6 protein-coding genes are annotated in these 13,130 nt (G+C 47.1%); 3 read left to right on the top strand and 3 right to left on the bottom strand.

The genetic code is table 11. The annotated features are described in order from the left end of the window. Window positions 1–90: 90 nt before the first annotated feature. From pbpC to C8N47_RS00180, 3 genes are all read right to left on the bottom strand, one after another. Complete coding sequence (pbpC, locus tag C8N47_RS00170) at window positions 91–2,445, bottom strand: penicillin-binding protein 1C (protein ID WP_107820497.1); 2,355 nt, start codon at window positions 2,443–2,445, stop codon at window positions 91–93. Between the two features lie 3 nt (window positions 2,446–2,448). Next, window positions 2,449–8,010 (bottom strand): alpha-2-macroglobulin family protein, encoded by a 5,562-nt coding sequence (locus C8N47_RS00175; RefSeq protein ID WP_107820498.1) that lies wholly within the window; start codon window positions 8,008–8,010, stop codon window positions 2,449–2,451. A gap of 123 nt (window positions 8,011–8,133) precedes the next feature. Then, window positions 8,134–9,672 (bottom strand): YifB family Mg chelatase-like AAA ATPase, encoded by a 1,539-nt coding sequence (locus tag C8N47_RS00180; RefSeq protein WP_107820499.1) that lies wholly within the window; start codon window positions 9,670–9,672, stop codon window positions 8,134–8,136. Between the two features lie 278 nt (window positions 9,673–9,950). Here C8N47_RS00180 and C8N47_RS00185 point away from each other — a divergent pair, with 278 nt between their 5' ends. The 3 genes from C8N47_RS00185 (at window position 9,951) to mutL (ending at window position 13,083) form a co-directional block, all read left to right on the top strand. Then, window positions 9,951–10,757 carry an ion transporter gene (locus C8N47_RS00185; RefSeq protein ID WP_107820500.1) on the top strand — a complete coding sequence of 269 codons (807 nt, stop codon included), beginning with the start codon at window positions 9,951–9,953 and terminating at the stop codon, window positions 10,755–10,757. A gap of 118 nt (window positions 10,758–10,875) precedes the next feature. After that, window positions 10,876–11,172: a hypothetical protein gene (locus C8N47_RS00190; RefSeq protein ID WP_107820501.1), complete on the top strand. Its 297-nt coding sequence runs from the start codon at window positions 10,876–10,878 to the stop codon at window positions 11,170–11,172. 9 nt (window positions 11,173–11,181) lie between these two features. Next, window positions 11,182–13,083, top strand: a complete 1,902-nt coding sequence (gene mutL / locus C8N47_RS00195) for a DNA mismatch repair endonuclease MutL (RefSeq protein WP_107820502.1) — start codon at window positions 11,182–11,184, stop codon at window positions 13,081–13,083. Window positions 13,084–13,130: the final 47 nt, after the last annotated feature.

Here is a 13,130-nt window from a genome sequence, read left to right on the forward strand (position 1 = left end):
GAAAAAGATGCTGCTCAACATATTCTAAAAACGAAAAACGAACAGAATTTCGAAAAAAGACCAGCCTCCGCAAACCCACGCTTATAACTTCTATCGAGCGACGACGGTCAACTGCAAAGAAAAAGTGTTTCCCTGATCATCAATCAAGCTCAGAATATGATTCCCCGAAAACGGACTAACAGGCATCTGATGAGTCCCCTTCGTCTGACCAAGATATTCATCGTCGAGATGCCAGTAAATAATCGCATCCGATGAAGAATGAGCTGCTTCCAAAATAACTTGTCCGGGTGTACCATCCAACTGCACCGGCACAAACACCTGCTTGTTTTCACGGGGATAGATCATCTCCATCACGACCTGAGCCTCCTCTGCGCATCCTAACTTAAATAGAGGCAATGTTCGGTACATTAGGTTTCGCCGCTTGTAATACCATTCCATTACAGGAGGCAACACAAACCAGGACCGATGTACCATTTCTTCGACCGAGCAACATTGTGCGGTTACCTGCCATTGAGCGGTTGGATCGAGATGCACCAACCTATGATACGGGCATGCAGAGCTGCTGAGCCCTTTCGGCAATACCCATACGGTATCCGCCTGTTCGCAATATGGCCCAACCCGATAACCACTTTCGTGACATACCGGAATTTGCACCATCTCGTCAACCGGCTGGGTAAACCATGTTGAAGCCGGCAACAAGTTGAAAACATCAAACAGTATTGGAGCAGCAGCTGAAGTTCCGGTCAAGCCCGGGCGCCCCTCGCCGTCTGCATTTCCGCACCAAACAGCGACAAGGTATTTCCGATCGACACCGACAGCCCAGCCATCGCGAAAACCAAAGCTGGTTCCCGTTTTCCAGGCTACCCGACGCGAAGAAGAGAAGGACTCCCAACCCGATTCTTCATCCGGGCGATTAACTTTTAACAAAGCTTCGAAAGTCAACCAGGCTGCTCCCGGAGAGATGGGCTTCTCTATTAACTCATCACTGCTATAGTTTCCTTCCTGATAGGAGGGACTCCTGAAATCATCCTTGTAAACAACACCATCATGCAACTCGTAATGAACTAACATGCGTGCTAACGACGAATAGGCGCCGGCCAAATCCCACAAATTAACCTCTGCTCCCCCCAGAATCAAGGACAATCCGTAATGGTTGGCCGGTTTATTCAAGGTCGAGAAATGAAGTTTCTTCATGACACTGTAAAAACGATCAACGCCATAATCACGAAGCATCCGAACTGCCGGAATATTCAGCGATTTTGAAAGAGCCATGGATGCCGGCACCGCTCCTTCAAATTGCAAATCGAAATTTTGGGGGCTGAATCCGCCAATCTGCGTTGGGATATCGGGAATCAGGGTATGAGGCAGAATCAAACCATCATCCTGCATCGCGGCATACAGAAAGGGCTTGAGGATACTTCCCGAGCTTCGCGGAGAGGCAATCACATCTACCTGCTGGCCATGCTGACCATCTCCCCTATCGGGCGAATTACCGACATAGGCTAATATCCTACCCTTTTCAACATCCATTACCAGAACAGCTGCATTATGAATTTCATTCGCCCGCAGACTCATTAAATGCTGCCGAACCAATTCGTTTACATGACGCTGCAACTGCCCGTCAACAGTCGTTTGAATCCGTTGCCCCGGATGTTCTGCCATAACACGATTCAGCAAGTGGGTTGCAATTTGCGGAATAGCGTAAACCTGCTGTGGCAACGGCTCCAACTTCGCCAAATTCAATGTTGTTTCATCCAGCTTTCCCTGCTTATAAAGCCTATCAAGCAGTCGGTTTCGTTTCAGCAAAAGCGCTTCATTCCGCTTTCCCGGATAAATCAGCGAGGGCGCATTAGGCAAAACTGCCAGGGTCGCTGACTCGGCCCAGGAAAGATCTGCCGTATTTCGTCCGAAATACCGCCAGGCAGCAGCATCCAAGCCAACAACGTTTCCGCCATAGGGAGCATTTGAAACATATAGTTTTAGAATCGACTCTTTTGAATACGAACATTCTGCACGAACAGCCAACGAAAGTTCAATCAATTTCTGCCATATCGTTCGTGGTTTCCCTTTGCGCGATAAACGAATCAGCTGCATCGTGATCGTGCTTCCACCGCTTACGACATGGCCGCTGCGAACATTCTGAACGAGTGCCCTGACCAAAGAAACCGGGTTAAATCCCGGATGATGATAAAAATGCCGGTCTTCAAAAGCCAATACGCAAGTCTTATACTTTTGCGGGATGTCATCAACCTTCGGAAATCGCCATTGCCCATCGGCAGCGATGTGTGCTCCCAACAGTTCGCCTCCTTTGCTCTCGATAACCGTTGACGTTGGATCGGAGAATAACGGCGAGGGCAAACTGAACCACCAAAAGACAAGAGCTGCCAGAAAAACAGCAGCTCCTATCCCGTATCTACGTTTTATGCGTTTTGATAATCCTTTCATTTTTTACTTCACCACCTCAATCCACTGACCCGGTTTGCGAGAGTTGATACTATTATCATACATCGCCTCACACTGTACTGACGGCAAATAAAATTTCCCTTCGTAGGTTGCATTCAATAAAATCCGGAACGTTTTCTGTTCATTCGGATTCAAATCGAAATAAGTCAGCACCCGGTCATCGCGAATGTCCTGATACGTGAAAGCATCACTCTTCAACTGACTTTCCACATCATTTAAGCGTGAATTGATAATCTCCCATCCCGATGGGAAAATAGTCGTCAAGGCCATTTCTTTGTAGACACCGCGCTGTCCCGGATTTTGCACGCTAACCACCACAACAAAATCAGTTCCCTGTGGCAACTTCTTCGGATCGACCTTTTGTCCCTGCATATTTGTATAATGCACATCCAGAAACAAATTACGCTGGCTTGAAGTAGAATCGCCTGTTACCGGAATCCCCTCACTCAGCACCCGAACATACATCAATTTCGAGGTCGTATTCCCGACCATTACTTGAGCGGTCTTATTCTCCTTTAACTCAACATTGCTTTGCCAAACAGGAGTAGTTGCCGAAACAGCCTGAACGGCTGCATTATTAAAGGCAACTTTTGCGTTCAAAGGATTATCGGTGAGCTTACCTGCACCTGCAAATTCCGAAATTGCCAGCAGTGAATAGGCCGTCGTTTGCGTACTCATCCAAGCGTCGGACGACAACTCTGCTGATATCTCTTTTAACAGCGGGAACGCCTCAGTCTGTCTTTTCAGCAAAACCAATGTCTCCATAATCAGTGCTTTATCCCGAATATCTGAGCCATAAGTATAAGACAGCTCCCTGAACGGCTTTATGGTCTTGCTCAAATTGGCGATCATTTTAGCAGCCACCTCCGGCTGACCGGCAACTGCATAAGCAGCAGCCAATCTCCACTGAGCCAACTGATCCATATTTTTCTCTTCGCGCAAACGGTTCATTGCTCCAAAATCGGGCGACTGAGCCAAAGCCAAGGTGTACAATCGATATGCCTGAGTCAATTCCGAGCGTTCATATCTGCGTTCGGATCGTTGCCAGTTGCGGCTGGCATTTTTCTGATAGGTCAACCATTTGTCCTTCATCCCATACGGTAGCGAGTATCCAGCTTCTTCAGCTTTTAGCATGAAGTGGCCTGCATAGTTCGTGCCCCAGGACGAAGAATAAGTTCCTCCGGGCCAATAAGCAAAACCACCCTCCGATGTTTGAAAGCGCGTAAACTTATTTAAAGCCTCCCGGATATGATCCTCGATTTCCTGCTTTTGCTCAGCTGAAACAACAGTGAGTCGATTCAACATTAATTGCGGGAAAACGGCAGAAGTAGTTTGCTCAATACAGCCGTGCGGATAACGAATCAGATAATTTAAGCGACGATTTAAGTCCAATGGCGGAATCCCCGAGAGTTCCAGACGAGCTAGATTCGTTCCTGCCATTCCGGGTGCTGTTACCATTGCGCTCCACGCTTGGCCGGCCTGCAAAATCGTATCTTTCACATTAACAACACGCGGGTTCGATGGTCGAACTACGATTTCAATTTCATAGGTAGCCTTGAACTTTCCGCTCTCCGCGGTAACCGTTACTTTGCCAATTCCAGTCTTCTCGGCCACTTTCAGATTAAAACCGGCAATTTGGTCACCAACTTCAGAAAACCGGACTTGCTGTGAGCTGCCACCAACCGGAGTCAACAATTCGTTTGTTTGAATGCTCACCGTAACATTTTTAACCTCCGGCTTCATCGCAAAAACATTCACCGGCAATTTCACTTCCTCACCCGGTCCCAGCACACGGGGCAAAGTTGCTAGCAGCATGAGCGGTTTCAGCACCTTTACCGACTTCTCGGTATTACCGTAAGCCCCGTGATCAGCTGCAACAACCATCACCCGAACCGCACCAACATAGTTCGGCATTTTAAGCTGGTGGGTATTTGTTTTTCCTTTTTCCAGTTTAAACGGCCCGACAAACGAGACGACAGGCTTAAACCGATTTACCTTTTTACGTTTTGCTGCTGCCAAATTTTCATCACCACCAACAGCAAAAGCTCTTTCCAGGCGGGCTCCGTAAGCGCCAATTACATCATCGTAAAAGTCCCAGGTTTTAACACCTAAAGCTTCGCGGGCATAAAATGAAGGCCAGGGATCCGGCGTTTGGAATCGGGTTAAATCAAGCAAGCCTTCATCAACAACCGCCAATGTATAGGTCATTTCTTTACCATCTTTCTCCGAAACGCTTACATCGTAAGTCTTTTCAGGTTCCAGTTCATCGGCCATTTTAATAGCCGGACTCAAATGTGTATTCGGATCCTCGATCATGACCGGGACAACGCCATACAAACGAATTGGTGCATCATTCTCCGTTTGGGCATGAGGCTGAATGAGAGAAATATGAACATAGACGTTGGGAGCCATTTCCGGCTTTGCATCAAAGCTAAACACCGTATTTTTTTCCTTCGTATTTACCCAAAACAAGTCCAGAACCGACGTCCCGTTTTCAATACTAACCAAAGCCTTACCGTTTTTAGCCGAAGGAATAGTCACCGTAACCTTCTCCCCTACATTATATTTTTCTTTGTCCGCCTTGAACGAAAGCATCGTTGCAGCTCCCTGCATACCCTCGGAAGCCCAATAACCCCACTTCGAGAAATAAGCAGTTAGGCCTGTACTGTGACCGCTCTCCGGATCCTTCACATAAATCAGGTAACGACCATTGTCGTCCCAATCCGTATATTTGATTTTAAGCGGCAAACTCGCAATACCATTTTGTGTGTCTATAGTCGTCCGTAAAACCGGTTTCTTGTAAGAATTATTCACATAGCGAGCCAGGTTATCCTCACCGGAATCCCACCACCAGTGCCAGTCAACTTTATAGACTTTTACCTCCAATCCTTTCCGATCAATTTTATTCCCGTTGTAACCAACCGTTACAATATCGAGCGGATAAGAAGTATCTGTTTTATACCAATTTGAATCGGAAGACGGCAACTTAACACCGACAAACGAAGAATATGGAGCATAAGTCACTGTTTTTGCATCGATACTAAAATCGCCGGTTTCCTCGTACACCCGGCTCGAAAAATGGGCATTCAACATTCCCGGGGCCGAATTAATCTCCGGCAGTTTAAAATTGACTGCAGCAACTCCTTGCTCATTCACCTTTCCTTTAAACACTTCCTGCTCTTCGGAATACAGATTCTTTGCCGGATCGTCGAAATTATAATTGAAATAGCCTTTGAAACTGGTTTTAGCTTTGGAGAAACTGAGCGCCACCTGCGCTTTCAGATTCTTTGCTGTTCCGCCATGTAACCAAGCTGTTTTTAGTGTCCCCTCTGCGTATCCCTGATAAATGCATAAGGGATCAGCATCAAATTTCAGGCCGATTTTCAAGCGATTTGGTTTTACGGTTTCAACCTTCACTCGCTTTGCAAAGGTTTGTCCTCCTACCTTAAGCACAGCGGTCCAGTTTCCGGTTGGGGCTTCCGAATCGGTTTCACAATTAAAACAATAGAAACCGTTCAATCCGCTCGTTTTCACCTGGCGGGTGACTTTTTGGCCCTTCGGATTAATCAACTTAAAGATAACAGGGTGATCATCCGGCAAGTTATCTTGCTTATCTTCCAAAATAAAAGTCAAATAAATCCGGTCACCGGGACGCCACACACCTCGCTCTCCGTACACATAGCCCTTAATTCCTTTTTGAACGACATTACCGGTAACATCGAAATTGCTGAGCGAAAGAGATGAACCATCATCCAGCCGCAAGTAAGCAAGCTGCCCGTCTTTTTCAGCAACCAAAAGGAAAGGCTTATACTTCAATTTTACTTTAGCCAAGCCATCCGAGCCTGTTACGACAGTCTCCATCAACTGTTTTTGAAAATTGTAAATTTTTAGTTTCACTCCGGACTCCGGCTCCGCAGTCTTCAAGTTTGTTACCGCGAAGTTCATGCGCTCATCGGAGCCACCTTTGGCAATTACTGCAAGATTGGTTGCGAAAAGATTTCGCTCGACAAAGCGGTCTGAATTGAAGTATGAAACATGATCCGGATTATTTCGTTCGCTCCATTTGTAATCGTCCGGGTAGTCGTAATCGGAATACCATCCCGGGCGGTCCCATTCTTCCATCTCTTCCTGCATCTGTTGCTTAGCTTTCAGCTGATCAACCGGCGACACCGTTTTCGCTTCCGGCAATTGTTCCATTCCGTAAAGCGAATAATCTTTACGAAAGCGAAGCTGAATCCGATAAATTGCACCAGGTTCTATCGGTATCAGTTTCGTCAAATCAACACTGTAAGTATTCCAGTTCTTTAACTCTGAAAAAGAGGCGACATTCAAATCAATCTTCTTATCGACCACCAGGCGACCAACCTGTTTAATTTCAGAGCTTTCATCGTAATCATTTTCCTGGAAGAACTGGTGGATATTATTGGTAAAAATCTTGATTATCCGTAGATCTACAGCCTGCAAATTCACCGCTTCAAAAGGAAAAACAAGCTCATCGGATGAAGGTACAATCGTTCCTTTTCCAACCAGGCGAACAGCAGGCTTCAAGTCTTCAAAACGTAGCTGCATCGTAGTCGATTCCTTCAATTTGAAGTTGAGTGCATTCCGAATTCCATTGGAAATATAGACTTCGTGATCGCCCGCCAATCGCGACGGCACATAAATTTTCAGTTCGTTGTTCTCCAACTGGTATCGAAGACCATCGATCTTATCAATCGTAATCAATCCCTGTAGATTTTGATCGGCAGCCAATGGATCCGAAAACCGAACAAGAAGATATTGTTCAGGCTGTTGAACCACCCTGACGTCAACGACCTTAAAAACATCCAGAGCTGCCAGCTCAATTTCTTCCTCACCTTTTTTATCCTCCCCAATAGCTGATCCGTCCCACTTCACCAGTAACTTTTGAGTATCTCCGGTCCGCACCAGACTATCCGCCTGAAAGTTGTGCTGTTTCCCGTCGGCACTATGCTGCCAACTCAGACTCAGTTTCTCACCTTCCTTGCGAACCTGAACAAGCGATTCGATCTGTTTATTTTCAGCACAATCGGCGGTATAAACCACACCTGACAGGTATTGTAGTTTCAGGTCCTGACTGTTGTATGCTTTAACCGCCAGGTTATTCAAACTGAAGGATTGCTTGATTGTCTTCACCACAAATTCCATGGTTTGGTAATCGTCCGGCACCTCCAGAATCTTTCCCAACGCAACCGACACTGTATATTCAGCATCGGATTTCATGCGCTCCTCCGGTATAAAGACAAGGGTGTGCGCATCAATCCACTGCACTTTCCCTTTTACCTGGGGTGACAAACGGATCAGTTCTTTATCAACATCAATTCCAGGTTGCTCCGGATGAATCGGATCCTGATTAAACTCAATCAAAACGGGAGATTTACACGATACAATTCCGCTCGTGTAACTACGAACATATTGGGTGAAAGCACTATCAACCGAGGCATCGGGTTTAGTTTTTTTATTTCCACAGGAAGAAATTAGAGCCAACAATAGAATTGGCAAGACAAACAATCGGAGGTATTTTTTCATAGATTTTTAAATTCGATAGTCAAGATTTCCAAAGCAACACTAAAGTCGAAATATCAAACACGATGCAAATGTTTTTAGCATATCACCGGCGACAGGCTGCCGACAGTAATCGAAGCCGACAACTTAAGTTCCCCAGCTTTCCCGATCCAAACTGCGGTATTGAATTGCTTCGGAAATATGATGGCTTTCAACTCCGGCCGAGGTTTCTAAATCGGCAATCGTTCGGGCAACCCGGAGGATCCGATCGTAAGCGCGAGCCGATAAGCCCAGGCGTTCCATCGCATTTTTCAGTAAGGTATTGCTGGTTGAATCGAGCTGTACATAATCGCGAATCTGCCGCGACGACATCTGTGCATTGCAGAAGATGCCATCCATGCCCTGGTAGCGGTCCGACTGTATTTGCCGCGCCTTGATCACCCGTTCCCGAATAGCAGCACTTCCTTCGGTCTCGTTCAGTTCCGACAATTTTTTGAACGGAACCGGCACAACTTCCAGGTGAATATCAATCCGGTCAAGCAAAGGTCCGGATATCTTATTCAGGTACTTGGGAACCATGCCCGGTGCACACACACATTCCTTTGTCGGGTGATTGTAATAGCCGCAAGGGCACGGATTCATGGAGGCCACCAACATCAGGCTTGCCGGATATTCAACCGAGAACTTCGCTCTTGAAATGGTAATCTTCCGATCCTCTAAGGGTTGTCGCATCACTTCAAGCACGGTTCTTTTAAACTCGGGAAGTTCGTCCAGAAAGAGCACGCCGTTGTGTGCCAGAGAGATCTCGCCGGGCTGCGGGTAGGTTCCCCCGCCCACCAGGGCAACGTCCGAGATGGTATGGTGCGGCGAGCGAAAGGGACGTTCGGTCATCAAGGAAGTATCTTTATCAATCCGTCCCACCACCGAGTGAATTTTAGTGGTTTCCAAGGCCTCGTGCAAGGTAAAAGGGGGCAAAATTGTCGGTATTCGCTTGGCGAGCATGGTCTTACCGGCTCCCGGGGGCCCGATCATGATCAAATTATGCCCACCAGCGGCAGCAATCTCCAGAGCACGCTTCACATTCTCCTGCCCTTTCACATCCGAAAAGTCCAGATCGGTATGATTCAGCATCTTGTAAAACTCCTCCCGGGTATCGACAATGGTTTGTTCCAACTCAACATCATCGTTAAAAAAATCGACGACCTGCATGAGGTTGTCCACGCCATAAATCTTCAGCTGATCCACCACTGCCGCTTCCCGGGCATTCTGTGTTGGCAGAATAAAGCCTTCAAAACCTTCTTCGCGAGCTTTAATGGCGATAGGCAATGCACCTTTAATAGGCTGCAAGTTTCCATCCAGCGACAATTCGCCCATCATCAGAAAGCGTTCGAGCTTTTCATTCTTAATTTGCTCCGAAGCAGCCAACACGGCAATAGCCAAAGGCAGATCGTAGGAAGAACCTTCTTTGCGCAAATCGGCAGGCGCCATATTAATGATGATTTTTTGCCGCGGCCACTTGTAATTATTCAGGCGCAACGCAGCTTCTATGCGCTGCTGACTTTCTTTCACTGCATTGTCGGGAAGTCCGACCAGGGAGAACTTGATTCCCTGCGACACATCGGTCTCAATGGTAATGGTTGTTGCATCGATGCCATGAACCGCTGATGCAAAAGTTTTAATCATCATGAGCTTATCGGTTTTGATGGACTCTATTTATCTTATCTAAATTTAAAGCTATTGACTGAAAATCGCAAATTCATTTTCGAAGAAGCGCCTTTTTAGAGGAATGTTGCTCAATACATTCGCCAACGACGGTTCGAACGCGGCAAACTTCGGCTATATTTCTTCCCCCCAGAGCTGCAACCGACAATACTGAAGGCGGGCCAACTCAAATCCAAAGCAGCGATTCGCGCAAACCCTGCCTGTTTTTTTGTATCTTTCGTTTTCACTTTTTCGAGCTATCTATGCGTATCCGACGAAAACTTTACGAGATCATTTTTGAAGCCGACAGTCCTAAAGGCAAAGCGTTCGACATCGCTCTGCTGCTGATCATCCTGGCCAGCATCATTCTGGTGATGCTGGAAAGTGTCCCTGACATCAACCTGAAATACGGCCACACATTGCATATCCTGGAGTGGGCGATCACCTTAATTTTCAGTATCGAATACATCATGCGGGTCGCGGTTGTACAACGCCCCTGGCGTTATGTTTTCAGCTTCTACGGAATAATCGATTTATTGTCCGTGCTGCCTACTTACCTCAGTCTGGTGTTGGTCGGAAGCCACAGCCTGATGGTTATTCGCGCCATTCGTCTGCTGCGGGTATTCCGTATTTTAAAGCTCAGCCGCTATACCCAGGCCGGCAATACGCTAGGCAAAGCGCTGTGGACCAGCCGGGAAAAGATTTTCGTGTTCCTGTTTTTTGTCATCAACCTGGTCATTATCGTGGGTACCCTGATGTACCTGATTGAAGGGCCGGAACACGGCTTTCGGAGTATCCCGTCGAGCATTTACTGGGCAATTGTAACCATGACCACGGTGGGCTACGGCGATATCTCGCCCGAAACACCGGCCGGACAGCTGATGGCCAGCTTCGTGATGATTGTGGGCTATGCCATTATTGCCGTTCCAACAGGTATTGTCACCTCCGAGATGATCCGCGGTTCGCGCAACAACAACACCCAGGTATGCTCCCACTGCCTGCACGATCAGCATGACAATGATGCGGTGTACTGCAAGAAATGTGGCAGTCGGCTAAACGAAGACCATTAACAGCCCGTAGAATCAGATACAGAGCGAGCTCATGAAAATTTGTCTCCTTTAGCGAAAGACCTTCATGGTCTGGTGTGATTTTTGTACTTTTGCTGATCAATCTAATATTGAAGTAACTATGATTGGAAAGTTTTTCCATACTCCCAGAGCAAAGCGGTTCCATATTACAACCCGTTATTACGACGCGGAAAAGGAAGAGTTGAGAGATCGGGAAGACCGGATTAAAGCAGAATTAGGACTGAACGAGAAGAAAGAGTGGAATAGCAACCACCGGGCGAATATTCGCGGTACTTTCAGACAAAATATGGGCGGTTTTTCCAAGTCGGCTGAGGATGCCCGACGCCGTTCCAACACGCGTCTGATCTTTTTCGTCATGATTTTAGCTTTAGCTGTTTACCTGTTTTTTAAATTTTAAAGTAATTCTGTGCCAGATATAATCCAACTGCTCCCCGACTCGGTAGCCAACCAAATAGCAGCGGGTGAAGTCATTCAACGCCCGGCCTCGGTTGTCAAAGAGCTGGTTGAGAATGCTATTGATGCGGGAGCAACGCAAATCACAATCAACATTAAAGATGCCGGGCGCACCCTTGTACAGGTGAGCGACAATGGCTGCGGCATGTCCGAAACGGATGCCCGGATGGCCTTTGAGCGACATGCGACCTCCAAAATCCGCGAGGCCAACGACTTGTTCAACATTCGCACCATGGGATTTCGTGGCGAGGCCTTAGCCTCTATTGCAGCCATTGCCGATGTTGAGCTGTACAGCAAGCAACACGACAGCGAGGTGGGTACCTTTATCAACATTGTTGGTTCCAGAGTGCAAAAACAAGAAGTTACACAGTGTGCCAACGGAACAAACTTTCTGATTAAGAATCTGTTTTTCAATGTCCCGGCGCGACGCAAGTTTCTGAAATCGAACTCTACAGAGTTGAAGCATATCATCAACGAAGTACAACGTATCGCTTTGGCAAATCCGGAAATCGGAATATCGCTAATTCACAACCAGGATCCGGTTTACGAAATGGCCAGCGGCGACAACATTCGCAAACGCGTTGTTTCGATCTTTGGGAAAGGAATTAACCAAAACCTCATTCCGGTAAATACCGAGACCAGCCTGGTAAGCATCAAAGGTTTTGTGGGACAACCCAAATATGCCCGTAAGACCTACGGCGAGCAGTTCTTTTTTGTGAACAACCGATTTATGAAGCATCCCTTTTTCAATCGGGCAGTGATGCAGGCTTATGAGAAAATTTTGGCTCCCGACAGCTATCCGGCTTATTTTCTGTATCTCGAGGTAAATCCGGATTGCATCGACATTAACATCCACCCCACCAAAACCGAGATTAAGTTCGAAAATGAATCGGCGGTATGGCAAATCATTCAGGCGTCGGTACGCGAGGCCCTGGGGAAATTCAACGTGATGCCCTCGATTGATTTTGACCAGGCCGGCAGCATCGATATTCCTCCGCCACCCAAGGACATCGGTAGCATCGAAGCTCCGCGCATTGAGGTGGACCCGACCTATAATCCGTTTAATGTCGAAGTGAAATCGTTTCCCAGCGGAACACGAGGAGCGACCATTGGCAACTACCAAAACGCAAGTAGCAAGCACGAGCAGATACAGCATTGGGAAAAGCTCTACAACGACTTTAACCACTCAAGCGATGAGGAAGAGAACAACAACCCGTTGTCGCCGTTCAATGCGCAGCAGCTGCCACAAGATGAGCATCACCGCTTACCCATTCAACAGGCCGAATCGACAACAGCACGCAGTTGCTTTCAGTTTAAGAACAAGTATATTTTCACTCCGGTCAAATCCGGCTTGATGGTCATTGACCAAAAGCGGGCGCACGAGCGCATCCTGTTCGAGAACTTTATGGCCATGCTGGCGCAACAACAAATTGCCAGTCAGCAGTTGCTGTTTCCCCACGCCTTCGAGCTTGACGCATCGGATGCAGAGCTGCTCCGGTCGGTTGTCCCGGATTTGAGATCATTGGGATTTGACATCCAGCAAGCAGAGAACAATCAATTTGTGATTAACGGATTTCCAAGCATCATCGAGAACATTTCGCCGATGGAAATCGTGGACAGTTTACTGGAGGATCTGAAAAATACCGCAACCGATCTGCATGAAAAAGCCAAGGAAAAAATCGCGGCTTCGCTGGCTGCTGCATCGGCCATTTCGTACGGTCACTTTTTGCGCGATGAAGAGCTAAACCAATTGATTGATCAGTTGTTTGCATGTTCAACACCCAACTTTTCGCCTTCGGGCAAACAGGTGTTAACAATCATGCCCATTGAACAGTTTGAAAAACTGTTGAAGTGACAATGTGACCTGTATTTGCTTTCTTTATAAAAAATAAACAGTTTGGC

It is taken from the genome of Mangrovibacterium marinum (genome assembly GCF_003046625.1).
Classification (GTDB): domain Bacteria; phylum Bacteroidota; class Bacteroidia; order Bacteroidales; family Prolixibacteraceae; genus Mangrovibacterium; species Mangrovibacterium marinum.